This window comes from Paraliobacillus sp. PM-2 (assembly GCF_001368815.1).
Classification (GTDB): Bacteria; Bacillota; Bacilli; order Bacillales; family Amphibacillaceae; genus Paraliobacillus.
On sequence record NZ_CTEI01000001.1, the window covers coordinates 15,777 to 40,939 of the forward strand.

Genomic DNA, 25,163 nt, shown 5'->3' on the forward strand with positions numbered 1-25,163 from the left:
GGTATGATTTACGACCACATACCTGCTCCAGGATGGATTCACAGCAGTCTTTCACTGATTTGCACCAACCATCAGCTCTCTTAGAAAGAAAAGACTGTTACTACTTCCTATCAACGCTTTGTTTATTTCAGGACTTATTTTGTACTATCATAACGAAATCTATTTCAAGATGCAAGGTGTTTTTTTGATTCTTTAACCATGCTTACGAAATATTGCATTAGTCGGTGATCTCCAGTTAATTCCGGATGAAAAGCACTACACAAATAATGGCCTTCTCTGGCTGCAACGCATTTCCCTTGATTAGTAGCTAACTCCTCTACCTGTTGCCCAATCTCTACAATGTATGGTGCTCGAATAAAGACCGCCTCAAAATCGTCTGCAATTCCTTTAATTTTTAATTTTCCCTCAAACGATTCGCGTTGTCTACCAAACGCATTTCGTTCGACTTTTATATCCATTAATCCTAAATGAGATTCCTCTTGTCCTACAATTTCTTTTGCTAATAGTATTAATCCAGCACAAGTACCAAAGATCGGTTTGCCTTGTTTTCCGAACTGTTGTAATGGAGTCACAAAATCATATTGATTCATTAAACGACGCATCGTTGTACTTTCCCCACCAGGTAAAACAAGACCATCTATTTCATCAAGTTGCTCTTTTTTCTTGATTACAATTGCTTCTGCACCTGATGCTTCAATGGATTGAACATGCTCACGAATAGCACCTTGTAAGCCTAAGACTCCTATTTTTGTCATGTTATCCCTTCCCCTTTGTTAACTTACCAACCACGATCCTGCATACGTTGTTCTGGTGCAATCGTGCTTATTTCTATTCCTTTCATTGCCGTACCAATCCCTTTAGAAACTTTGGCAATTAATTCATAATCATCAAAATGTGTTGTTGCTTCAACAATTGCTTTTGCAAATTTAGCTGGCTCGTCAGATTTAAATATACCTGATCCGACAAATACACCATCTGCACCTAATTGCATCATTAATGCTGCATCTGCAGGCGTTGCTACACCTCCAGCAGCGAAATTAACTACTGGCAAACGACCATTTTCTTTGATGTCAACTAACACTTCAAATGGAGCACCTAATTCTTTGGCAAAAGTCATGATTTCATCAGAAGACATCGTAACTAATTTACGTACTTGCGCTTGTACTTCTCGCATATGGCGTACAGCTTCTACTATATTCCCTGTACCTGGCTCTCCCTTTGTACGTAACATAGAAGCACCTTCACCGATTCGACGCGCTGCTTCACCTAAATCACGACAACCACAAACAAATGGAACAGTATAATCTTTCTTATTTAAATGGTATATTTCGTCAGCAGGTGTTAAAACTTCACTTTCATCAATATAATCAACACCCATTGATTCTAATACACGTGCTTCAACAATATGACCAATACGCGCTTTAGCCATTACTGGAATCGACACAGCATTCATTACTTCCTCAACAATCGTTGGATCTGCCATTCTCGCTACGCCGCCAGCAGCTCGAATATCAGATGGAACACGTTCTAATGCCATTACTGCGACAGCACCTGCTTCTTCTGCAATTTTTGCTTGTTCAGCGTTAACTACATCCATGATAACGCCACCTTTTTGCATTTCTGCCATTCCTCTTTTTACACGATCTGTCCCTACATTTGCCATGATTTTATCCCCCTATATAATTTAAATTTTCAATCATTTTTTAGGTGAAACTAATATGCAATATTGTATAACAATAACACAGTCTAACGCAAGCTAATTTGCACCAATTTGATAGGAATTAGTAAAAAGCTAATGCTTCTAATTACTTTTAAATAGCTTGTACATATGAATAGCTTTACGAAAGTATTCCATTCTGTAAGAAATACTAAAAAGGAACTGTCCCAAGACAATTCCTTTTTTATCTATCGTATTAAGAGAACCAACCGGTAACAGTATCTTTCACACTAGTGAAAATCCCACCAAAAAAGTCTCCGATCGCACCAAGTGTTAACATGAACCAATTTGATTTCTCTACTGCACTTGTTGTAACAATATCAACTGATTGTACTTGTTTATTATCAACGATATAGCCATAGTCCACTGTACCACTATAAGTTAATTCCATCGTTCCTACGACTTGCCCTTTTTCAATAGGTGCAACTAAATTGCCATCCTCATCTAATAAGTCTTCATCCATATGATATTGAACATTATAAGCTTCTTCTTCACCATTCTTAATCGTGGAAAATAGTGCCTCACTCGTTTCAATATCAACAGTATCTTCTTTTCCTTTAGCCACATCTAATGTGGACTGATCTTTAATTTGATAACCTGAAGGGTAAAGCTCTATTTGTGAAAATTGATTAAAGCCATAATCCATTAATTTCTTCGTTTGTTCAAAACGAGCACCAATGCTATCGGTTCGCATAACAACTGAAATCAATCGACGTCCATCTCTTTCTGCTGTCCCAGTAAAGGTATAACCAGCTTCATCCGTATGTCCTGTCTTTAATCCATCAACACCCTCATAATAATATTGTGCAAAGTTATCATTATTCCAAGGTAGCATCCAATTCCAATTTTCTGTTGTGTGCCCATCTAATTCATCAGTAATTTGACTAGATATTTCTAATGACTCTGGATAATCATTTACTAAATGATATGCTAATAAAGCAGCTGCGCGTGCAGAGAGTAAATTATTTGCGTCAGGGTCGGTTCCATTAGGATAATCATCACCAAGATCACGATTAGATAAACCAGTAGAATTAACAAACTCAAACTCACCTAGTCCCATTTCTTTCCCTTTTTGATTCATCAATTTGACAAATTCACCTTCAGACCCAGCAACTAATTCAGCTAAAGCAATACTTGTTGCATTATCTGAATTTATCGCCATAGCCTCATATAAATCCCTGACTGTATACTGCTTGTCTTGACGTAAACCAATGCCAGAAGAACTAATATCAGCAGAAATACGATAAGCATAATCACTAATACTTGTTTTCGTTTCCCAACTAATCTGTCCATTTTCAATTGCTTCTAAAACAAGATACTCAGTCATCATTTTTGTCATGCTTGCTGGTGGCAATTTAACATCAGCATTTTTAGCAAATAATATTTTACCAGATGCTGCATCAACTAATATTGCTGATTCAGCTTCTACTTCCAAGCCATCTGCTTGCACTTTAAACGGGTGTAAACCTATAAAAGTAAAGAGTAGCACACAGGTTAATATAGCATACACGGATGTTTTTGTTTTAAGTTTCAACCTTTTATACCTCCACGACGATTGTTATTACATATTCGATATTTTATCACATCCTATCAAAAAGTGGAACGTACTTTTGTAGGGGTTTTTTCTATAATCTTTTTACGTAAAATTATATAAATCTATTATTTAAATTTTGGTGAAAACAAGGATAATAAAATAAACAAAAAAGAACAACCTAGCATGATAATCACTAAGTTGTCCTTTTAATCATTTATAATGAGTAGTTTGGTGACTCTTTTGTAATTTGAACATCATGTGGATGAGATTCACGTAAACCTGCTCCAGTCATTCGAATGAACTTTGCATTATTACGGAAATCATTTAAATCTTTTGCACCGCAATAGCCCATCCCTGAGCGTAAACCACCAAGTAACTGATGGACAGTATCAGTTAGTGGCCCTTTATAGGCTACTCTTCCTTCAATTCCTTCAGGGACTAGTTTCTTCGCATCCTCTGTATCTTGGAAATAACGATCTTTTGAACCAGATTTCATTGATGCAACAGATCCCATACCACGATAAACTTTGTAACGACGGCCTTGGAAAATTTCTGTATCGCCAGGGCTTTCTGTCACTCCGGCAAAGAGACTTCCAAGCATAACCGTGTGTGCACCAGCAGCTAATGATTTGGCGATATCTCCTGAATATTTAATACCACCATCAGCGATAATTGGAATATTGTACTTAGAAGCCTCCGTAGCACAATCATTAATGGCAGTAATTTGCGGAACACCAACCCCTGCAACTACACGTGTTGTACAAATGGAACCAGGTCCAATTCCAACTTTAATAATGTTAGCACCCGCTTCAATTAATTCACGTGTTGCTTCTGGTGTAGCTACATTACCAGCAATGATATCTATATCTGGATATGTTTCACGAACTTTTTTCACTTGTTCCAGTACACCTTTTGAGTGTCCATGAGCTGTATCAATAACAAGTACATCAACACCAGCTTCAACTAACTTTTCAATTCTAGTCATCGCATCTCCAGTTACACCGACAGCTGCCCCTGCTAACAAACGACCATGCTTATCTTTGGCAGAGTGTGGAAATTCAATGACTTTCTCGATGTCCTTAATGGTGATTAGTCCTTTTAAAACACCATTATCATCTATTAGTGGAAGCTTCTCTATTCGATGTTTTTGTAAAATTTTACTTGCTTCATCCAATGTTGTTCCAACTGGTGCTGTTACTAAATTATGAGATGTCATTACTTCAGAAATTTGAATCGAATAATCTTCGATAAAACGTAAATCACGATTAGTTAAAATGCCAACTAACACTTGGTCTTCCTTGTTATTTACAATTGGAACACCAGAAATTCTAAATTTACCCATTAAATGTTCGGCATCAAATACTTGATTTTCAGGTAGCAAGAAAAACGGATTCGTAATAACTCCACTTTCAGAGCGTTTTACTCGATCCACATGCTCTGCCTGTTCTTCAATTGACATGTTTTTGTGTATAATGCCAATACCACCTTGTCGAGCCATAGCAATAGCCATCTCTGCTTCTGTAACGGTATCCATTCCTGCACTAAGCAATGGTATATTCAGTGTAATTCGATCTGATAATTTTGTTTTAATAGAAACATCTCGTGGTAAAACTTCTGACTTTGCAGGAACTAAGAGTACATCATCAAACGTTAAACCTTCTTTAGCAAACTTATCCTCTCTCATTTTTAACTGTTACCTCCTTAAATATTAATATTTTTTTATAATAATTGATAAATATGGGCGTTGCTGGTTAAGCTACAATAGACCAATCCAAAGCAAGCTCTTTTTCTTATTGTTATTTACAATACGACATAGAAACATGTTTTTCAACCTTTTTTATGACCAAACATAAATTCCCATTTAATAAAGCCTGTTAAAAGGAGCTATTCCATGAAGCAATCTATCTTTATTTTATATAATTATTTACAATCACAAGAGAATGCACGCGATTATCTTAATCATTGTTATCAAAAACAGGAAATAAAAAATCACAAAAAGTGGAGCTATCATAATTGCGAACGATTTTATTACATGATTAAACATGGTTTGACGTATTACAAAACTGGTGATCAATCACCTGTCATGATTCGTCCGTTACTGTATTACTATGGAATGATGCACCTTATCAAAGCTTGTCTGTTAACCATAATCCCATCTTATCCAAAAAGTACGACTTTATTAGCACACGGGTTATCAACACGCAAACAAAAAAAACAAAACTATCAATTACTTCGAGATGAAGTTAAAATTCAACAAAAAGGGTTATTTCCTTACTTTTCAACACATTTATTTCAAGTCAAAACATTTACTAAAGAAAAATTTCTTATTGAACATTTATTACAGGCTATTCCAGAACTAGACACATTATTTAGCTTACAGCAGCAACAATCGAACTTTATTATGGTAGGAAAAATAAATGAATATACACTTACATTCCCTGAGAAGATTCTAGATATTTACCACGTATCACAAAATCGATTTATTGAGAAACTACAAGCTTATATCAATATTGCTAGTATTAATAAAGTTAATTCAGGCTTTCAATTGCTTCTGCACGAGCCGGTTGCTGTTATGGTAAATCAACCTTTATATTTTCATTCACAAAATGCTTGTATCTACTTCCCTTTAAACAATCATATACCATTTCAAAATCATGAAATGATGCATCACTTTATGCTACTTTATCATCTTAGTATGCTCGCTCGTTATGAATCTGAATGGTGGGGGGATTTTGTGCAAACACAACAATCAAGCGATTATTCAATTATTACTCAATTTCTAAACGTTACATCTAAAAAAGTTCCCAGCTATCTTGGTTACTATTTACAACAATATATCCACTAATAGATGTTTTAATATTTTCTTTCTTTTATTTCATGTCTGTAAAGGCTCTTAATGAAGTATTTGTTCAATATACAACGATTTGTTCTCTTTTAGTATTATCATTTCCCCATTCTCTAAACGGACAATTGGACGTGTAGGAAATTTTGGTTCTTTATAGACAATTTCACCAATTGACCCATTTGAGAGCTGTACTTTAGTTCCTAAGGGATAAGAAGCAAATAAATCAATAAATTTATTAAAAATTCGATAATTAAATTTCTGATAACAATCTCGTTCCATCTGTTCTATTACGTTAAATGGAGATTGGCTCTTTCGATAATTACGTTCTGACGTCATCGCATGATATGTATCACATACAGCTATTATTTTGGCAAAGGAATGGATTTTGTCTGATTTCACCCCTAAAGGATACCCAGTACCATCTAACCGCTCGTGATGCTGTAAAATGGCCAATTTAGCCCCTTTAGACAAAGCTGATGATTTTTCAATGTAACGATACGAATATATGGGGTGCTTTTTTATTTCTTTAAACTCTGCTTCGTTCAATAAACCTTTTTTTAAAAAAATAGAACGATTGATTTTTGCCATACCACTTTCTGCAAGGAAGGCAGCAATTCCAACCTGCATCCATTCTTTTTTTATCCCTAATCTCTTTGCTAATAAGGCTGCTAGTAAACTAGTAGCTACACTATGATGATAAAAATAATCTTGTTTATTTGAATAAAGATATAATTCCAAAATAGATAAGCCAAATTCCTCAATTCGTTCTAACAAGGGAACAATTAATTGCCTCACCTTTTGTATTTGTACATAAGATCCACTTTGCCAATGCCAAAACATTTTTTTGTATGCATGGACAGTTTTATTGTAGTGTTCTATTAGCGGTTGTACTTCAATCTTTTTTATTTTATCGTTCGTTGCCTTTCTTTCCTTTGGATAAAAAGGGGCGCCATTTGCTAATTTTGGTGCTACTTCAACTTTATCTATTAAGAATTGTTGAAGAACTTGAATATGCATTTCACTAATAATTGTATTTTTGAGTACAATTGGTCGTTTCGTCTTTCCAAACACATCACTTACAAGTACACACTCAGGAGTTAATTGTGATGGATGAACTTCCATGAACAACACCACCTTTTTTATGTTTATTGCAAAAACAGTGTATTTTATAAATTTATCTGCTTTTAAAAGGAATGGAGCTGTCAAATGACAACTCCAAACGAAATACGTAAACTACTTTATATTTTATTCAAAAATACAAGATAACGACTTATTCTTCTGTTGGTTCTTGGGCTGTTTCTTCAATATCTTCAATAGCATCGATATCGTCCTCTGTTTCAATTCGCGCAACAGTTGCCACTTTTTCATCTTCCTGTAGACGAATTAGTCGCACGCCCTGTGTGTTTCTTCCAGTCACTGATATTCCTTCTACAGGCATACGAATTAAGACACCAGCTGCAGTTATAATCATAATATCCTCTTTACCAGTTACTGTTTTAACTGCAACCACATCACCTGTCTTTTCGGTTATATTACATGTAGAAATACCTTTACCTCCACGATTAGTGATTCGATAATCTTCGGCAGGTGTTTGTTTCCCATAACCATTCTCTGTTACATTCAATACCTGCAGCCCATCTTCTATGATCTCCATCGAAACTACTTCATCATTTTCCCGTAAAGATATACCCTTCACACCAGCAGCTGTTCGACCCATAGAGCGAATTTGGTCTTCTTCAAAACGAATCAATGATCCTTGTTTTGTTCCAATCATAATATGTTTAGAACCATCTGTTAAACGAACAGAAATCAATTCATCTTCTTCTCGCAAGTTTAACGCTATTAAGCCACCTCTACGAATATTTGCAAACTGAGATAAAGAAGTCCGCTTTGAAATCCCCTGCTTAGTAGTAAAGAAGAGATACCAGTCAGAATCAAACTCATGGACAGTAATAACTGCATTAATCCATTCATCTTTATCAACTTCTAATAGATTGATAATAGGTATTCCTTTTGCTGTTCGACTAAACTCTGGAATTTCATATCCTTTTGCACGATACACTTTTCCTTTATTACTAAAAAATAGTACGGTATCATGGGTAGAAGTAGAAACTAAATGCTCAACAAAATCGTCCTCATTCGTATCCATTCCTTGTACACCTCGTCCACCTCTACGTTGCACACGATATGTCGAGGAAGGTAATCGTTTAATATAACCTTGGTGAGTTACGGTGATAACAATATTTTCTTCAGGAATGAGATCCTCATCTTCAAAGAAATCTGTGCCACCTACGCTAATTTCTGTACGGCGTGTATCGTTAAATTTATCTTTAATCTCAAGCAATTCTTCACGAATGATTTCAAGTACTTTCTCTTCATCTGCTAGAATTGCTTTTAGTTCATTGATTAACTTTAATAGCTCTTGATATTCGTCTTCTATTTTTTCACGTTCTAAACCAGTTAAACGTTGTAAACGCATATCTAAAATTGCTTGCGCTTGTTTCTCTGATAATTCATAGTTTTCCATTAAGCCTGTTCTTGCAATGTCTGCTGTTTTCGATTGGCGAATGAGTGTAATAATTTCGTCTATATGATCTAGTGCAATACGAAGTCCTTCTAAAATGTGTGCTCGCGCCTCTGCTTTTCGAAGTTCATATGCTGTACGACGCTTAATAATTACCTTCTGATGCTCTAAATAATGGGATAATGCTTGCTTTAAATTTAGTACTTTCGGTTGTCCATCTACTAATGCAAGCATATTAATCCCAAAAGAAGTTTGTAGAGCGGTTTGCTTATATAAATTATTTAATAACACATTTGGATTTGCGTCTCTTCTTAATTCAATGACTACACGCATACCATTTCGGTCTGATTCATCTCGTAAATCAGTGATACCGTCAATTTTCTTATCACGAGCAAGTTCAGCAATTTTTTCAACAAGTTTTGCCTTATTAACTTGATATGGTAATTCGGAAACAATAATGGTCGCTTTACCATTCGCTTTTTCTTCAATTTCAGCCTTTGCACGAATAGTAATAGAACCTTTTCCTGTTTCAAATGCTTTACGAATCCCACTTCGGCCTAATATCATTCCACCAGTAGGAAAATCCGGACCATAAATATAAGATTCCATTAGTTCATCAATTGTAATATCAGGATCTTTACTTATTGCTAATACAGCATCAATTGTTTCCCCTAATTGGTGGGGTGGAATATTTGTTGCCATTCCAACCGCAATACCTGACGCACCGTTAACTAATAAATTTGGAAAACGTGATGGTAATACCTTTGGCTCACGCTCTGATCCATCATAATTATCCATATAATCTATGGTATCTTTGTTAATATCACGAAGAATCTCCATCGATATTTTAGACATTCGTGCTTCTGTATAACGCATGGCAGCGGCTGGATCACCATCTACTGAACCAAAGTTTCCATGACCGTCAACAAGCATATAACGATAACTAAAATCTTGAGCCATTCTTACCATTGCTTCGTAAACTGCTGAATCACCGTGTGGATGATATTTACCAATAACATCACCGACAATACGAGCAGATTTTTTATAAGCTTTATCAGCATGCATTCCTAGATCATTCATCGCATAAAGAATTCTTCGATGAACAGGCTTTAACCCATCTCTTACATCTGGTAAAGCCCTTGAAACAATTACACTCATTGCGTAATCTAAAAAAGATGTACGCATCTCTTTTCCAATATTTATTTCTTGCACCTGTGGACGTTGATTATCCACCATATGACTACCTCCTATCCTACTGAGGACAAACTTACCTTCACTTTATACAAATTTCTCTATTTTCTTATACATCTAAATTCTTTACATAAACCGCATTGTCTTGAATGAAATTACGACGAGGCTCTACCTTGTCACCCATTAACATATCAAATATTTGATCGGCTTCAATTGCATCTTCTAGATTAACTTGAAGTAATGTTCGATTGTCTGGATCCATTGTTGTTTCCCATAATTGTGTTGCATTCATTTCTCCAAGACCTTTATATCGCTGCAAACCTGGTTTCGGTTGTTTAGGCAATTCTTCAACAATACGTTCCATCTCTTTTTCATTATATGCATAATAAGCTGCTTTTCCTTGTTGTACCTTGTAAAGTGGTGGCTGCGCAATATAGATATATCCGTAATCAATTAATGGGCGCATATAGCGATAGAAGAAAGTTAACAATAGCGTTCGAATATGTGCACCATCCACATCAGCATCTGTCATAATGATTATCTTATGATAACGCGCTTTTTCAATATTAAAGTCCTCTCCGATACCAGTTCCTAATGCAGTAATAATCATACGAATTTCATTGTTCGATAGAATTTTGTCTAACCTTGCCTTTTCTACATTAAGAATCTTCCCTCGCAATGGTAAGATAGCTTGAAAGTGACGATCACGTCCCTGCTTCGCTGAACCGCCTGCAGAATCCCCCTCAACGATATACAGTTCGCTTTTCGCTGCATCTCGAGATGAACAATCTGCAAGCTTACCAGGTAAATTAGAAACTTCCAAAGCACCTTTACGTCTGGTTAATTCACGAGCCTTCTTCGCTGCCATTCTTGCGCGAGAAGCCATTAAACCTTTTTCTACAACAATTCTAGCTGTATCTGGATTTTCAAATAAAAATTTAGAGAATAATTCACTAAAGGTCGAGTCAGTAATTGTTCGTGCTTCACTATTACCTAATTTTGTTTTTGTTTGTCCTTCAAATTGAGGATCAGGATGTTTAATAGAAATAATCGCCGTTAGTCCCTCACGGACGTCATCGCCGGTTAAATTGGGATCATTTTCTTTGAATAAATTGTTTTTGCGTGCATAATCATTAATGACACGAGTTAATCCTGTCTTAAAACCTGATTCATGGGTACCGCCTTCATAGGTATGAATATTATTTGCGAAAGAGTATATATTACTAGCAAAGCCGTTATTATATTGCAAAGCAACTTCGACATTAATACCTGACTCTTCTTTTTCAGCAAAGAACGGTTCATGTAGTACTTCACGAGAGCGATTTAAATGCTCAACATAAGAACGTATACCACCTTCATAATGGAATGTGTCTGTCTTATCTTCTTCACGTTTATCTTCAATTGAGATAGTTAAGCCTTTATTTAAGAAAGCTAATTCACGTAATCGCTGTGATAAAACATCATAACTATACGTTGTTGATTCATCAAAAATTGTTGGATCAGGAGTGAAGTGAATACGGGTACCAGTAATCTCGGTTGTTCCAATTACTTGTAATTCTTCATCAGGTACACCGCGTTTAAAGCTTAAGTAATGAAGCTCGCCATCACGGTGCACATAAACTTCTAGAGATGTAGAAAGAGCATTCACAACTGATGCACCAACGCCGTGAAGTCCACCTGAAACTTTATAACCTCCACCACCGAATTTCCCCCCTGCATGAAGAACTGTCATAATTACTTCAACGGCAGGACGGCCTGTTTTTTCGTGTGTGCCTACTGGTATTCCACGTCCGTTATCCATTACTGTGATACTATCGTCTTTTTCAATAAACACTTGAATATGATCACAATATCCTGCTAGCGCCTCATCAATACTATTATCAACAATTTCCCAGACTAAATGATGTAATCCCTTTTCATTCGTAGATCCAATATACATACCAGGTCTTTTTCGAACTGCTTCTAAACCTTCTAATACTTGTATTTGATTTTCATCATATGTTTGTTGTGTTGAAACTTTTTCTTCCATTGTCAATTCACCCACGTTTCTATTTGGAAAGTCACTCTTTTCTTCTTTCCTTATTTTTCTTAACTTTATGCTCAAATTTATGACATTGCATATGAAATGACCGTGTTAGGTTTCTTCAAATGTTTCATCATTACTATAATCATCTAATTTGCTAATTGTAGAAATCATGCTAGCGCGTTTTTTTAGTGTTAAGACAGATAAGGGGCTATAGTAAATGTGATCTTTTGTAATAATTATTGATTTTGTTTCTTCTCCATGGAAACTCAACACATTATTAGCCTTTTTCTGGTTATTCACCATTTCCTCATTAATCGATGAAGAAGCAACATACTGATAATCAATAATAGCAATGACATCTTTTGATTCAATGATGTCATCTCCTCCAATATGAATAAACATGTTAATCCCCCTATTCTTCACTTAAAATTATAGAAACTTTAATAATGAACGTATTACATAATAATTGAACCATTTTCTACATGAAAAAGTTCAGCCTGATGAATCGTATCATGCTGAATATCACTAATACTTGTAGTAGATACAAACGTTTGTACTTTACCTTGAATTGTATGTAATAAATGTGATTGGCGATATTGATCCAGTTCACTTAACACATCATCTAATAGGAGAATTGGATATTCACCTACTTCACTTTTAATTAAGTCAATTTCCGCTAGTTTCAATGATAACGCGGTTGTCCGCTGTTGGCCTTGAGAACCATACGTCTGTACATCTTTTCCATTAACATAAAATATTAAATCATCGCGATGCGGACCGATCTGCGTATTACCTCTATCGATTTCTTTATCTACCATGTAATGAAAACTATTAGTATACTTAGCTCTTATTTTCTCCCTATCTTCCATTTCTGATACATCTATCGACGCTAAATAACCAATTTCCATATTTTCTTTTTCCCGACTAATTCCTTTATGGATTGGTCCTGCCCATTTACGTAATAAATCCAAGAATAAGAATCGCTTTTCAAGAATAACACTAGCATGCTCAATCAATTGTTCTGTTAAAACTTCCAACATTGTAAGATCTTTACTTTTTCTGCGCTGGAGATCCTTTAATAAATGGTTGCGTTGTTTTAGAATTTTTTGATATTGACCTAAATGATAAATATACACTGGTTGAATCTGACCGATTTCCATGTCAATAAACCGTCTTCTAATTTGAGGACTCCCTTTTACCAAATTTAAATCTTCAGGAGCAAACATAACTACATTTAAAGCGCCAATATAATCACTAAGTCTTCTTTGTTCTAAATGATTTATTTTTGCTTTCTTCCCTTTACTTGAAAATTGTATTTCCAATGGAAAGGTTTGTTTACGTTTGTATACTTTACTTTTTATTTTAGCATAATTTTGTTCCCATTGAATAAGTTCTTTATCACGAGGCGTACGGTATGATTTGGAAAAAGCAAGTACATATATAGCTTCCATTAAATTTGTTTTCCCTTGGGCGTTTTCACCAATGATTACATTTACTTTATCATCAAATGTGACAGATAAATCTTGGTAGTTTCGATAATTAGCAAGCGATAATTCTTGAATATGCATAATAATTCCCTTTCTAACCGATCACAGTAATTACATAGCTTCTTCCGCACAAACTTCAAATAAACCAACATCTGGTATATTAATTTGATCTCCGGGATATAATTTTCTGCCTCTACGTTGATCTTGTTCATCATTTATAAATACTTCATAGTCAGCTAAGAATAGTTTTACCATTCCACCTGATTCCACAACATTAGCAAGCTTGAGAAATTGACCAAGTGTAATATAATTCGTAGTTATACCTATTTTTTCTGTATCCATAACAGATCCTCCTTCGTGGGAAATAGATAGTATCATATCTATGGGGTATTATTCATTTTGTTGCACCGTTCAATTTAATGCCCTTCCTTCTATTTTACTAAACATTTTGAGATAAGCAAAGTTTTGTGGACAATCTTATTACTAAAGAAAAAGGGATTGTTCATAAACAACCCCTTTTAGCTTATCTCTAATGATTTATATTTTATCTTTTTATATAAAATTAATACGTTCGTACTGGCAAAATCAATTGTAAAATATATTCATTATCTATCGGCCTTATAATAAATGGTCGCATAGCACCTGTAAATTCAATTTTCACTTGTTCTTCTTCAATGATTTTTAATGCATCGATCACATACTTAGCACTAAAGGAAATCTTTAATTCATCGCCTTCTATTCCATCTGTAGATAAATCTTCCACCACTTCTCCTACTTCTGGTGTATTACTGGTAATCTCTAATTGGTGATTTTCCCTCGTTTGGAGTTTAACCACATTATTACGATTTTCCTTTGCCAATAGTGAGGCACGGTCGATTGCTTGCAACAACTCTTTGGTTTTTGCATATATAATTGTCTTGCTCTCATCAGGAATAAGTCGTGATGTTTCAGGGTAGTTTCCATCTAATAAACGTGATAAGAAATACAGATTTTTTGTTTGGAATAAAATTTGATTCTCCGTCACACTTATTGTGATTTTGTCGTCATTGTCTTCAATAATTTTATTTAATTCAGATAGACTTTTTCCTGGTATAACAACATTATTAAAGTTGACTTGGTCATTTGATATTTCTATTGGTAGTTTTCTAGAAGCAAGCCGATGACTATCTGTTGCAACAAAATGTAAAAATTCTGCTTCTAGTTTCATGTTAACACCAGTAAGAATTGGTCTTGTTTCAACGGTAGATACAGCAAAAACGGTTTGTTTGATTAAATCCTTTAATACTTCATTCTTTAATGTAAAGCAATTATCTGTATGTAAGACAGGTAATTGCGGATATTCTGCAGCATCTTGACCATTCAGGTGAAATTCAGCACCACCTGATTTTATTGTAACCTGATAATTTTCATCAGCTATAATTTCTACTGCTTTCAGAGGAAGTTTCCGGATAATATCTGGAAAGTATTTTGCTTGAACAACAACACTACCTTCTGTTATTTCTTCAGCATGAATCATTCCATCGGTTTCTCTCGGTATAAAAGATTCAATGGAGATATCTGAATCACTTCCAGTTAACTTAATTCCTTCTTTTGATGCTTCGATTTTAATTCCAGTTAAAATCGGTATAGTTACACGAGATGATATAGCCTTCATCACGTGTTGAATACTTTCAATTAATTGATCACGTTGAATAATAAAACGCATAAATGAAATCCTCCTAAGGGAAGTTATATATATTAATTATTAATAATAAAATTCGTAGTAATAGTAATAGGGCTTGTTAGTATGTGGATAACTGAAAAATGTAACTGTATATTATAGTCACGCGTTTGTGGATAAGGTGTTGGCAAACGTGTAAAGATTATCCACGTTATTCACATGTGTATAAAAGCGTCAATTAGTTAATAATCTTATTTTTTACTGGTTACATTGATTTTAATCGTTCTTTTATTTCTTCAATATCACGATTTAAGTTGTCATCTTCGCTTAACATTTTAGAAATTTTTTCGTGCGCATGAATAACTGTTGTATGATCTCTTCCGCCAAACTCTTCTCCTATTTTCGGTAAAGAGAAATCGGTAAGCTCTCTTGATAAATACATAGCAATTTGTCTAGGGAAAGCAACTGATTTTGTACGTTTTTTAGCAGCAAATTCTTCTAGTTTTATATGATATTTCTCAGCAATAACTTCTTGAATGGTTGCTATCGTAATTACCTTCGGTCTGGAACTAGGAATAATATCTTTAAGTGCTTCAGCTGCTAGTGAAGCATCAATGTCTTTGTTAATTAAGGAAGAGTAGGCAACGACACGAATCAGTGCTCCTTCTAATTCTCGAATATTTGTATCAATCTGATTAGCGATGTAAAGCATAACCTCATTAGGAATATCTAATCCTTCCGCTTTTGCCTTTTTACGCAAGATGGCAATACGGGTTTCCAAATCTGGTGGTGTAATATCTGTAATTAATCCCCATTCAAACCTTGATCGTAAGCGATCTTCTAAAGTAGGAATCTCTTTTGGTGGTCTATCACTTGAAATAATAATTTGCTTACTCTCTTCATGTAAGGTATTAAATGTATGGAAAAATTCCTCTTGTGTTTGTTCTTTTCCTGCTAGAAATTGAATATCATCGATTAATAAGACATCAATACTTCGATATTTATTTCTGAAATTTTCAGCTTTATTATCACGAATTGAGTTAATAAATTCATTTGTGAATTTTTCGGAAGTTAAATAGACTACTTTTGCATCAGGATTATGATCAAGTACATAGTGTCCAATAGCATGCATTAAGTGTGTTTTACCTAGGCCTACGCCTCCATAAATAAATAGAGGGTTATATGCTTTAGCTGGAGCTTCTGCTACAGCTAGTGAAGCAGCATGTGCAAAGCGATTACCAGATCCAATAACAAAGGTATTGAAAGTGTATTTATCATTTAACATTGTTTTTGGTGGTTGATTATTTTCTGTTGTTTTAACAGTTGGTATTTTTTTAGCTTCTTGTGTTTTGCTTTCTTGATGATTTTCAGTTTCAGGAATAACAAATTTTGTTTTTAACTTGGCTCCGGTTACTTCAAATAAAGCATCAGATATTAAAGTTGTATATCTACTTTCAAGCCAATCACGAGCAAACTCATTTGGAGCAGAAACAATGATGGTGTCTTCTGTGATATTTTCAGCACTTGTATTTTTTAACCAAGTGTCATAGCTGGGTTTACTTACTTTTTCTTTTATTTTAGCTAGTGTACTTGTCCATAGTTCTTCAATGTTTTCCATTTAACTTTCACCCCTTTCTTGGCATATTACTTCTATTGAAAGCATATAGTTAATTAGAAATAAAAAGCCTCTCGCAATCCCAATTCAAGAAGGGATCGAAAGGCATATAAGATTTCCGTAGTTGTGGATAGTTAAGTATAGAATAAATCAGGATAAAAGCAAGTTTTATTAATTATCCACTAACTTGTGTATAAATAAATAAACAAGGATGTGAACACATGTCCACACGTTATCCACAATCTGTGGATAGCATTTGTGTGTTTTTATTTTATTTACATGTTAAAACACAAATATAATACCAAATAAATACTAATATAGCAAGGGTATTTCGACACTTATCCACATAAACTACACCTTGTAGACATTTTCTATCCACAGTACTATATTTTGTGCGTAATTTGTAGACAATCCTTGTGGATAGAAAAATAGATAAATAAAACAATGCACATGGTCTGTGGATAATAAAAAAATGCAGATTAGATCTATATCAACTGTTAATTACTGATAATATTTTATGTGAATACGTATTTTTTTCTAAAATCCTAATACTTAAATATTAGGGACCATGTTGACAGAAGGTGTCTTTATTCCGTATAATATGTTAGGCTGTCTTTTTATTATAAAAAGTCAATTCCTCAGGGAGGTGTTTTATACATGAAACGCACATTTCAACCAAATACACGTAAACGTAAAAAAGTTCACGGTTTTCGTTCTCGCATGAGTACGGCAAACGGAAGAAAAGTTATTGCTCGCCGTCGTAAAAAGGGAAGAAAAGTATTATCTGCATAGGCCACTGAGATCATGTCAGTGGTCTTTTTTCCAATTAGGACAACCTTTATAGTGTGTTTGACAAAGAATAGTACATGAATAATGGATAAATGGGCTATGGTTAAACCACTTATTGGTGATTCGTTCTGATTGGATTTTAGTGTATAATGGAGGTAACATTCCATGAAGAAAACATATCGAATTAAAAAAAACGAAGAATTTCAAGATGTTTTTAAAAACGGGAAATCGTTTGCTAATCGACAGTTAGTTATTTACTTTTTAGACAATCCGAAACAACCACATTTTCGGATTGGATTGTCTGTCAGCAAAAAAATCGGTAATGCTGTAGTACGTAATCGTGTAAAGCGGTATTTACGACAAGCTTTCTTAGAGTTGAAAGAACAGGTTGATCCATCTTTCGACATCGTCATTATTGCACGTGTACCTACAAAAGAGATGGATTATCATCAAGTAAAAAAAAGTTTGAAACATGTGCTGTCAAAAACTGAATTGTTAAAACGCTCCTAATCAAATATAAATAATTTTAGTTTTCCCTTTTACAATGATGTAGCAACTATTTACGTTGTTCTAAATCTTTTGTATGATATATGATATTTATAGTTATGAATAATTTATATATATGTAAGAAGTGGAATGAAGGAGGAAGAGTATGCGTAAAAAGGTCTTATTATTAGTGGCCTTAATCGGATTATTAGTGCTATTGTCTGGTTGTGGAGATATCAATTCTGATATTACAAGTGAAAGTGATGGGATTTGGGACTCTTATTTTGTGTATCCATTATCTATAGTCATCACAAAAGCAGCAGAGCTATTTAGTGGTAGTTTTGGATTAGCAATTGTGGTGGTTACGATTATTATTCGCTTGATCTTGTTACCACTAAATATTAAACAACTAAAAAGCTCAAAGGCAATGCAAGACATTCAACCAGAATTACAAAAAGTGAAAGAAAAGTATAGTTCAAAGGATGCGCAAACGCAACAAAAATTACAGCAGGAAACTATGGAATTGTTCCAAAAAAATGGTGTAAATCCAATGGCAGGTTGTTTACCAATATTAGTACAGATGCCAATCTTAATTGCTTTTTACCATGCCATTATGCGAACACCACATCTTGATGATGGTAGTTTCTTATGGTTCCAATTAAGCGAACCAGATCCATATTATATCCTACCGATTGTTGCTGCCGGTGCAACTTTCTTACAACAAAAGCTAATGATGGCAGGAACAAATACATCACAAAATGCGGCAATGCCACAGATGACAATGATGTTGTATATGATGCCAATTATGATTGGGGTTATGGCATTATTCTTCCCATCTGCACTTGCGCTGTATTGGGTAGTTGGTAACGTATTTATGGTATTGCAAACCCTATTTATTCGTAAACCAATGATGAATAAGGAATCAACAGCGGGAGGAAACAAAAAGTGAGACAAGTAACTGCTTCTGGACAAACAGTTGAGGATGCGGTCCAATCAGCATTAAAGCAGTTAAACACCACAGAGGACCAAGTCAATGTAGAGATTATTGATGAAGGTAAAAAAGGGATTTTAGGATTATTTGGTTCAAAACGAGCAATTGTAAAAGTTACAGTTGCTGAAGATCCTATTCAATTAGTGAAAGACTATCTTACCGATATCCTTACTGGTTTTACAAACGAAATAGTAAAGGTAGAACCTTTCGTTCAAGGCAATACAATTACATTCGAATTAACGGGTGAGAAATTGGCTATGATTATCGGTAAACGTGGTCAAACATTGAATGCGATGCAATATCTTGTTCAAACGATGATCAACCGAAAAGCTAAAGAGCGATATAATATTATTGTTGATGCAGAAGGTTATCGAGAACGAAGAAAGCAAACATTAGAACAGCTTGCCCATCGTTTAGCAGATAAAGCCACTAAAATAAATAAACATGTATCTTTAGAACCAATGCCATCGTTTGAGCGAAAGATTATTCATGGTACACTACAGGATAATCATAAGGTTGAAACTTATTCAGATGGTGTTGATCCACATAGACACGTTGTAATAAAACCAATGAAATAATAAATGTATGTTTAAAAGAGTTATCTCATCTGAGGTAACTCTTTTTTTATATAATAATAAAACAAAAAAAATCTAACCATAAGTTATGCACATGTGGATAAAAACCAAAACAACAAAACCCTTCGATTTATAGTTACTAAAAGATAGTATGCACATGTGGATAAAACCATTAACTAAATTGCTTTTCAAGTAGGATGATTATATGATATTCTTGTAAGTTAGTGACAAGTGTCTAATAAAAACAAACAGGTTAATAATAAATAAATAAAAGGAATCAAAAAAGTGGGGTGGAAATATGGAAAAAGATACGATTGCAGCGATATCAACACCACTAGGTGAGGGAGCAATTGCTATTGTAAGATTAAGTGGTGATGAAGCTGTAGAGATTGCGAATCGCATCTTCCATGGAAAAGATTTAATGGAGGCTGACTCACATACCATACATTATGGTAAAATAATTGATCCCACAACAGATCAATTTATTGAAGAAGTAATGGTAAGTGTTATGAAAGCACCAAAAACATTTACGAGAGAAAATGTAGTAGAGATAAATTGTCATGGTGGATTGGCATCAGTTAATCGCCTTTTGGAATTGGCGCTACAAATGGGGGCGCGTTTGGCTGAACCAGGTGAATTTACTAAACGTGCGTTTTTAAATGGACGTATTGATTTATCTCAGGCTGAAGCAGTAATGGACTTGATTCGTGCTAAAACAGATAAAGCAATGGATGTAGCTATTAAACAATTGGATGGGAAATTATCTAAGTTAATTCATCAATTACGACAAGAGCTAATTGAAACGGTTGCTCATGTAGAAGTAAATATTGATTATCCAGAATATGACGATGTGGAAGAGATGTCACACGATATGATGCTTATCAAAACAAAACAGGTTTATCAAGAGGTTGAACGGCTATTACAAATGGCGAAACAAGGTAAAATTTTGCGCGAAGGTATTTCAACTGCAATTATTGGTCGACCGAATGTTGGAAAATCATCATTAATGAATGCATTAGTACATGAAAATAAAGCAATTGTTACGGATATACCTGGAACAACGCGTGATGTAATAGAAGAGTATGTAAACATAAGAGGCGTACCACTTCGCTTAGTTGATACTGCAGGTATTCGTGATACAGAAGATATCGTTGAAAAAATAGGGGTAGAACGCTCTAGACAAGTACTAAAAGAAGCTGATCTAATTTTATTAGTAGTCAATCATAATGAATCTTTAACAGAAGAAGATAAAAAATTATTTGAATTAGTACGTGACCTAGAAGTAATTGTTCTTATTAATAAAACAGATTTACCAAAGAAAATAGATGAAGAAAAGGTAAGACAATTAGCAAATGATCAACCAATTATTACGACTGCATTAATAGAAGAAAAAGGAATTGATCAATTAGAACAAGCAATTGCAGATACTTTTTTTGCTGGTGAATTAGAATCGAATGATTTAACATATGTTTCAAATGTTCGGCATATTCAGCTTCTAAAACAAGCAATGGATGCATTGGACGAAGCAATGACAGGTATGACAGATGGAATGCCAATTGATTTGGTTCAGATTGATGTAACAAGGGCATGGCAATTACTTGGCGAAATTATTGGTGATACCGTTCAGGATAGTCTGATTGATCAATTGTTCTCACAGTTCTGTCTTGGAAAATAAGCGTTCATGTCTATAAATGATAGACTAAAAAGGAGAGTTAATACAATGACATATGATGCAGGAAATTTTGATGTAATCGTGATAGGTGCTGGCCATGCAGGGGTGGAGGCTGCTAATGCAAGTGCTAAACGTGGAGCAAAAACCTTAATGCTTACATTAAATTTAGATATGATAGCCTTTATGCCCTGTAATCCTTCCATTGGAGGACCGGCAAAAGGTGTAGTTGTTCGTGAAGTAGATGCATTAGGTGGGTTAATGGGGAAGGTAATTGATAAAACCTATATTCAAATGCGCATGCTTAATACTGGTAAAGGACCTGCTGTTCGTGCTTTACGTGCACAAGCAGATAAACCATTATACATTCAGGAAATGAAACAACAATTAGAAAATATAGATAATCTAACTTTACGCCAAGGTATGGTAGAAAAATTAATCGTTGAAGATGGAGTCTGTAAGGGTGTAATTACGGAGACGAAAGCAGCTTATTATGCAAAATCAGTTATTATAACAACTGGAACATTTATGAGAGGTCGCGTTATCATTGGTGATTTATCTTACGAAAGTGGCCCCAACAATCAACGTGCTTCAGTTAAGCTATCTGAAAACTTAGAGGAATTAGGGTTTGATCTTGTTCGTTTTAAAACTGGAACACCTCCACGTGTAAATAGTCACACAATCGATTATTCTAAAACAGAAATTCAACCAGGTGATGAAAATCCAAGTCATTTTTCGTATGAAACGGTGGAAGCAATCGTCGATCAAATTCCTTGTTGGTTAACTTATACGAACGAAAAAACACATCAAATTATAGATGATAATTTAGGCTTATCCGCCATGTATTCTGGGATGATAAAAGGAACAGGCCCACGTTATTGCCCATCTATTGAAGATAAAGTGGTTCGTTTTCATGATAAACCACGTCATCAAATTTTCTTAGAGCCGGAAGGAAGAAATACTGAAGAAATTTATGTTCAAGGATTATCTACATCTTTACCTGAATTTGTTCAAAGAGAAATGCTACGTTCAATTCCAGGATTAGAAGAAGCGGAAATCATGCGCGCAGGATACGCAATTGAGTATGATGCAGTAGTACCTACACAATTATGGCCAACATTAGAAGTTAAAAATATAGCCGGTTTATTTACAGCGGGGCAAATTAATGGTACGTCTGGTTATGAAGAAGCAGCTGGACAAGGCCTAATAGCTGGTATTAATGCAGCAGCTAAAGCACTTAATGCTGAAACATTAATTCTTGATCGCTCACAAGCTTATATAGGGGTATTAATTGATGACCTAGTAACAAAAGGGACAAATGAACCCTATCGTCTGTTAACATCGAGGGCAGAATATCGTTTACTGCTGAGACACGATAATGCTGATATGCGTTTGACAGAAATTGGTTACCGATTAGGGCTAATATCTGATAAACGATATAACGAATTCATTGAAAAACAAGAACAAGTAGAAAAAGAGAAGAAACGTTTAGCGAAACAAACGATTAAACCTTCCGACCAACTAAATCAGTTAATGGATAATATTGGTGCTACACCACTTAAAGAACCAAACAAAGCTGCTGATTTGCTAAAAAGACCTGAAATTAACTACGTATTTATTGAAAAGGTAACAGAGGCATCAATGCCATTACCTGCAGATGTGAAAGAGCAAGTGGAAATCCAGATTAAGTATCAAGGTTATATTGAAAAATCAAACCAACAAGTTGACAAGATGAAAAAAACAGAAAATAAACTTATTCCAGATAACATTGATTATGATGCAATTGGTGGAATTGCCACAGAGGCAAAACAAAAATTAAAAAAAGTACGTCCTTTATCAGTTGGACAAGCGTCCCGTATTTCTGGTGTAAATCCAGCTGATATTTCCATTCTACTTGTTTATATTGAACAAGGGAATGTTGCTAGAATAAATGAAATATAAAAAGCAGTATGGTAATAGAAAGGATTGTTAATGATGAATGCAAATACCTTTGCAGCTCAATTAAAACAACAAGGAATTAATCTTTCTGATAAACAAAAGAAACAATTCGATATATATTTTAAAACGTTGATTGAGTGGAATCAAAAAATCAACTTAACTGCAATTACAGAGGAAGATGAGGTTTACTTAAAGCATTTTTATGATTCGATTACTGCTGCTTTTTATTTTGATTTTACAACAGAATTACATTTATGTGATGTAGGAGCAGGAGCTGGTTTCCCGAGTATTCCATTAAAGATATGTTTTCCACAATTAAAAGTAACGATCGTTGATTCATTACAAAAACGAATTACATTTTTGAATCAGTTGGCCCATGAGCTTGAACTTAATGATGTAGCATTTTATCATGACCGTGCAGAGCTATTTGGTAAACGTGAACAATTCAGGCATTCGTTTGATGTCGTGATGGCTCGAGCTGTTGCAAGAACATCCGCATTAAGTGAGTTATGTTTACCATTATGTAAAACGGATGGTTCATTTATTGCGATGAAAGGACCAAATGCAACAGCAGAGATAGCAGATGCTAAAGCGGCTATTGAATTGTTAGGTGGAGAAATTAAAGAGATTAATACGTTTGAACTTCCAGAAAATAGCGGGGAAAGAAACATTGTTATTTTTAATAAAAAACGAAAAACATCAAAAAAATTCCCAAGGAAACCAGGTGTACCAAATAAAACACCCATTCAATAATTTTTAATAATACGATTGCTTATAACGGACTGCTAATTAAATATAAGTAAAACTAACAAGTAGATGTACAAAGTTATCAAGGATAGTGCATCTACTTCTTACCATTGATCAAATACAATATATAAAATCTATTTTTTTTATTTCTCCCATATCATCTTCCTATTTTAAAAGATAATATGGTAGAATAAGAATTAGAATAACGTCGCAGATAAGTAATGAATACTTATCTTAAGGAAAATAATTTAATGTTTCACGTGAAACATTAAATTAAAAGCTACTTCATTATTATGATCCTGTGAAACCAATAGATGGATTTGGTAAGGTAGCATAGGAAAGAGATTAAGGTGGTGTCTAATGTATGTTGCACCCATTTGGCCGAATATTCGGCATAGGTGACAAGGAAGAAGTTGTGGATGAATATGTGCCAGACGAAGTCATCCAAATTCCAGTAAAAGAAATTGCTGCAAATCGTTATCAACCACGTTCCATTTTTAATCAGGAAAAGATTGAGGAATTGGCACAAACAATCCATACACACGGTATGATTCAACCTATTGTGGTTCGTAAGATGGATACCGACAATCAAGGAAGGAAATTTGAATTAATTGCTGGGGAAAGAAGATGGCGTGCTGTCACCTTTTTAGAATGGGAAACTGTCCCTGCAATTATTCGAGAAATGACGGAAGCAGAAACAGCTTCTGTTGCATTGATAGAAAATTTACAACGAGAAGAACTCACAGTTATTGAAGAAGCAAAAGCTTATGGTAGATTATTGGATATACACGGTTTAACACAAGAAGCTTTAGCACAACGACTTGGAAAGAGTCAATCAACCATTGCGAATAAAATGCGTCTACTAAAACTACCAGAAGCTGTGCAAACTGCTATTCTGGAGAAAAAGATTACAGAGAGACATGCTCGTGCACTTATTGTTATTAAAGATCCTGAAAAGCAAGAAAAAATATTACAAGAAATTATAGATAAGAATCTTAATGTAAAGCAAACCGAAGATAGAATACAAAAATTATTAAAACAAACACCAAAAAAGAAACGAGCAACATTAAAAGGTATTAATAAGGATATGCGAATTGCGATAAATACAATTAAGCAATCGCTTCATATGGTCACAGAAACAGGAATAGATTTAGAGACTGATGAACAAGATCATGATGAATATTATCAGATAACAATAAAAATTCCAAAGAAAAAATAATACACCTATTAAGTCCCTTCTTCATGTATTGCAAGATTGGGATTTTCTTTTGTGTAATAATTGTTTATTCGATAAATAAATCTAATTTCTGTGTTTATTTTTGAAAAAAATGATAGAATGTATTTTATAGTCAATAGAGTTTGAACTAGG

General features: G+C 34.5%; 21 protein-coding genes and 1 other annotated feature (1 of these 22 only partly in view). Of the genes, 9 read left to right on the plus strand and 12 right to left on the minus strand.

Annotated features, from left to right (window positions below):
- Nucleotides 1-123: a binding site (T-box leader), on the minus strand (it extends 97 nt beyond the left edge of the window).
- 41 nt (nucleotides 124-164) lie between these two features.
- From pdxT to guaB, 4 genes are all read right to left on the minus strand, one after another.
- Nucleotides 165-755 (minus strand): pyridoxal 5'-phosphate synthase glutaminase subunit PdxT, encoded by a 591-nt coding sequence (gene pdxT, locus BN1058_RS00110; protein ID WP_090851071.1) that lies wholly within the window; start codon nucleotides 753-755, stop codon nucleotides 165-167.
- Nucleotides 756-778: 23 nt separating this feature from the next.
- Entirely contained in the window at nucleotides 779-1,663 is an 885-nt protein-coding gene (pdxS, locus tag BN1058_RS00115) for a pyridoxal 5'-phosphate synthase lyase subunit PdxS (RefSeq protein ID WP_090851073.1), read from the minus strand.
- 250 nt (nucleotides 1,664-1,913) lie between these two features.
- Nucleotides 1,914-3,206 (minus strand): D-alanyl-D-alanine carboxypeptidase family protein, encoded by a 1,293-nt coding sequence (locus tag BN1058_RS00120; protein ID WP_255307029.1) that lies wholly within the window; start codon nucleotides 3,204-3,206, stop codon nucleotides 1,914-1,916.
- A 259-nt stretch (nucleotides 3,207-3,465) separates the two neighbouring features.
- Entirely contained in the window at nucleotides 3,466-4,935 is a 1,470-nt protein-coding gene (gene guaB / locus BN1058_RS00125; protein WP_090851079.1) for an IMP dehydrogenase, read from the minus strand.
- Between the two features lie 207 nt (nucleotides 4,936-5,142).
- On the opposite strand from guaB, the gene BN1058_RS00130 reads away from it, so the two are divergent.
- Nucleotides 5,143-6,096, plus strand: a complete 954-nt coding sequence (locus BN1058_RS00130) for a YaaC family protein (protein ID WP_090851082.1) — start codon at nucleotides 5,143-5,145, stop codon at nucleotides 6,094-6,096.
- Nucleotides 6,097-6,144: 48 nt separating this feature from the next.
- On the opposite strand, the gene BN1058_RS00135 is transcribed toward BN1058_RS00130, so the two are convergent.
- From BN1058_RS00135 to dnaA, 8 genes are all read right to left on the minus strand, one after another.
- On the minus strand, nucleotides 6,145-7,218 hold the full coding sequence (locus BN1058_RS00135; RefSeq protein WP_090851085.1) for an HD-GYP domain-containing protein: 1,074 nt from the start codon (nucleotides 7,216-7,218) through the stop codon (nucleotides 6,145-6,147).
- A gap of 148 nt (nucleotides 7,219-7,366) precedes the next feature.
- Complete coding sequence (gene gyrA, locus BN1058_RS00140) at nucleotides 7,367-9,856, minus strand: DNA gyrase subunit A (protein WP_090851088.1); 2,490 nt, start codon at nucleotides 9,854-9,856, stop codon at nucleotides 7,367-7,369.
- 64 nt (nucleotides 9,857-9,920) lie between these two features.
- Nucleotides 9,921-11,840 (minus strand): DNA topoisomerase (ATP-hydrolyzing) subunit B, encoded by a 1,920-nt coding sequence (gyrB, locus tag BN1058_RS00145; protein WP_176694397.1) that lies wholly within the window; start codon nucleotides 11,838-11,840, stop codon nucleotides 9,921-9,923.
- Between the two features lie 105 nt (nucleotides 11,841-11,945).
- Nucleotides 11,946-12,239 carry an extracellular matrix regulator RemB gene (gene remB, locus BN1058_RS00150; RefSeq protein ID WP_090851091.1) on the minus strand — a complete coding sequence of 98 codons (294 nt, stop codon included), beginning with the start codon at nucleotides 12,237-12,239 and terminating at the stop codon, nucleotides 11,946-11,948.
- Between the two features lie 53 nt (nucleotides 12,240-12,292).
- Nucleotides 12,293-13,405 carry a DNA replication/repair protein RecF gene (gene recF / locus BN1058_RS00155; protein ID WP_090851094.1) on the minus strand — a complete coding sequence of 371 codons (1,113 nt, stop codon included), beginning with the start codon at nucleotides 13,403-13,405 and terminating at the stop codon, nucleotides 12,293-12,295.
- Nucleotides 13,406-13,435: 30 nt separating this feature from the next.
- Nucleotides 13,436-13,666: a S4 domain-containing protein YaaA gene (gene yaaA / locus BN1058_RS00160; RefSeq protein WP_090851096.1), complete on the minus strand. Its 231-nt coding sequence runs from the start codon at nucleotides 13,664-13,666 to the stop codon at nucleotides 13,436-13,438.
- A gap of 220 nt (nucleotides 13,667-13,886) precedes the next feature.
- Complete coding sequence (gene dnaN / locus BN1058_RS00165) at nucleotides 13,887-15,029, minus strand: DNA polymerase III subunit beta (protein WP_090851099.1); 1,143 nt, start codon at nucleotides 15,027-15,029, stop codon at nucleotides 13,887-13,889.
- Nucleotides 15,030-15,249: 220 nt separating this feature from the next.
- Nucleotides 15,250-16,602, minus strand: a complete 1,353-nt coding sequence (gene dnaA, locus BN1058_RS00170; protein ID WP_090851102.1) for a chromosomal replication initiator protein DnaA — start codon at nucleotides 16,600-16,602, stop codon at nucleotides 15,250-15,252.
- Between the two features lie 654 nt (nucleotides 16,603-17,256).
- On the opposite strand from dnaA, the gene rpmH reads away from it, so the two are divergent.
- The 8 genes from rpmH to noc all read left to right on the plus strand — a co-directional run bounded on the left by rpmH (nucleotide 17,257) and on the right by noc (nucleotide 25,013).
- Nucleotides 17,257-17,391, plus strand: coding sequence for a 50S ribosomal protein L34 (gene rpmH / locus BN1058_RS00175; protein WP_090851105.1), 135 nt, complete (start codon nucleotides 17,257-17,259; stop codon nucleotides 17,389-17,391).
- Nucleotides 17,392-17,553: 162 nt separating this feature from the next.
- Nucleotides 17,554-17,898 (plus strand): ribonuclease P protein component, encoded by a 345-nt coding sequence (gene rnpA, locus BN1058_RS00180; RefSeq protein WP_090851108.1) that lies wholly within the window; start codon nucleotides 17,554-17,556, stop codon nucleotides 17,896-17,898.
- A gap of 142 nt (nucleotides 17,899-18,040) precedes the next feature.
- Nucleotides 18,041-18,823 carry a YidC family membrane integrase SpoIIIJ gene (spoIIIJ, locus tag BN1058_RS00185; protein ID WP_090851111.1) on the plus strand — a complete coding sequence of 261 codons (783 nt, stop codon included), beginning with the start codon at nucleotides 18,041-18,043 and terminating at the stop codon, nucleotides 18,821-18,823.
- The gene (gene jag, locus BN1058_RS00190) at nucleotides 18,820-19,443 is read left to right on the plus strand and encodes an RNA-binding cell elongation regulator Jag/EloR (RefSeq protein ID WP_090851114.1); all 624 of its coding nucleotides are present in this window, start codon (nucleotides 18,820-18,822) and stop codon (nucleotides 19,441-19,443) included. The genes spoIIIJ and jag overlap by 4 nt, the downstream gene beginning before the upstream one ends.
- Before the next feature lie 295 nt (nucleotides 19,444-19,738).
- On the plus strand, nucleotides 19,739-21,115 hold the full coding sequence (gene mnmE, locus BN1058_RS00195) for a tRNA uridine-5-carboxymethylaminomethyl(34) synthesis GTPase MnmE (protein ID WP_090851117.1): 1,377 nt from the start codon (nucleotides 19,739-19,741) through the stop codon (nucleotides 21,113-21,115).
- A 45-nt stretch (nucleotides 21,116-21,160) separates the two neighbouring features.
- Complete coding sequence (gene mnmG / locus BN1058_RS00200; RefSeq protein WP_090851120.1) at nucleotides 21,161-23,050, plus strand: tRNA uridine-5-carboxymethylaminomethyl(34) synthesis enzyme MnmG; 1,890 nt, start codon at nucleotides 21,161-21,163, stop codon at nucleotides 23,048-23,050.
- 33 nt (nucleotides 23,051-23,083) lie between these two features.
- The gene (rsmG, locus tag BN1058_RS00205; RefSeq protein ID WP_090851123.1) at nucleotides 23,084-23,800 is read left to right on the plus strand and encodes a 16S rRNA (guanine(527)-N(7))-methyltransferase RsmG; all 717 of its coding nucleotides are present in this window, start codon (nucleotides 23,084-23,086) and stop codon (nucleotides 23,798-23,800) included.
- Nucleotides 23,801-24,158: 358 nt separating this feature from the next.
- Entirely contained in the window at nucleotides 24,159-25,013 is an 855-nt protein-coding gene (gene noc, locus BN1058_RS00210; protein ID WP_090851126.1) for a nucleoid occlusion protein, read from the plus strand.
- Nucleotides 25,014-25,163: the final 150 nt, after the last annotated feature.

What these genes read in the sequence shown, in the direction of transcription:
- dnaN (WP_090851099.1), bottom strand. Translation starts at nt 15,029, where the DNA reads ATGCGTTTTATTATTCAACGTGATCAATTAATTGAAAGTATTCAACAC.
- yaaA (WP_090851096.1), bottom strand. Translation starts at nt 13,666, where the DNA reads ATGGATACAGAAAAAATAGGTATAACTACGAATTATATTACACTTGGT.
- mnmG (WP_090851120.1), top strand. Translation starts at nt 21,161, where the DNA reads ATGACATATGATGCAGGAAATTTTGATGTAATCGTGATAGGTGCTGGC.
- recF (WP_090851094.1), bottom strand. Translation starts at nt 13,405, where the DNA reads ATGCATATTCAAGAATTATCGCTTGCTAATTATCGAAACTACCAAGAT.
- pdxT (WP_090851071.1), bottom strand. Translation starts at nt 755, where the DNA reads ATGACAAAAATAGGAGTCTTAGGCTTACAAGGTGCTATTCGTGAGCAT.
- gyrA (WP_090851088.1), bottom strand. Translation starts at nt 9,856, where the DNA reads ATGGTGGATAATCAACGTCCACAGGTGCAAGAAATAAATATTGGAAAA.
- mnmE (WP_090851117.1), top strand. Translation starts at nt 19,739, where the DNA reads ATGGAAAAAGATACGATTGCAGCGATATCAACACCACTAGGTGAGGGA.
- gyrB (WP_176694397.1), bottom strand. Translation starts at nt 11,840, where the DNA reads ATGGAAGAAAAAGTTTCAACACAACAAACATATGATGAAAATCAAATA.
- BN1058_RS00130 (WP_090851082.1), top strand. Translation starts at nt 5,143, where the DNA reads ATGAAGCAATCTATCTTTATTTTATATAATTATTTACAATCACAAGAG.
- noc (WP_090851126.1), top strand. Translation starts at nt 24,159, where the DNA reads ATGTTGCACCCATTTGGCCGAATATTCGGCATAGGTGACAAGGAAGAA.
- rnpA (WP_090851108.1), top strand. Translation starts at nt 17,554, where the DNA reads ATGAAGAAAACATATCGAATTAAAAAAAACGAAGAATTTCAAGATGTT.
- rpmH (WP_090851105.1), top strand. Translation starts at nt 17,257, where the DNA reads ATGAAACGCACATTTCAACCAAATACACGTAAACGTAAAAAAGTTCAC.
- spoIIIJ (WP_090851111.1), top strand. Translation starts at nt 18,041, where the DNA reads ATGCGTAAAAAGGTCTTATTATTAGTGGCCTTAATCGGATTATTAGTG.
- dnaA (WP_090851102.1), bottom strand. Translation starts at nt 16,602, where the DNA reads ATGGAAAACATTGAAGAACTATGGACAAGTACACTAGCTAAAATAAAA.
- rsmG (WP_090851123.1), top strand. Translation starts at nt 23,084, where the DNA reads ATGAATGCAAATACCTTTGCAGCTCAATTAAAACAACAAGGAATTAAT.
- remB (WP_090851091.1), bottom strand. Translation starts at nt 12,239, where the DNA reads ATGTTTATTCATATTGGAGGAGATGACATCATTGAATCAAAAGATGTC.
- pdxS (WP_090851073.1), bottom strand. Translation starts at nt 1,663, where the DNA reads ATGGCAAATGTAGGGACAGATCGTGTAAAAAGAGGAATGGCAGAAATG.
- guaB (WP_090851079.1), bottom strand. Translation starts at nt 4,935, where the DNA reads ATGAGAGAGGATAAGTTTGCTAAAGAAGGTTTAACGTTTGATGATGTA.
- BN1058_RS00135 (WP_090851085.1), bottom strand. Translation starts at nt 7,218, where the DNA reads ATGGAAGTTCATCCATCACAATTAACTCCTGAGTGTGTACTTGTAAGT.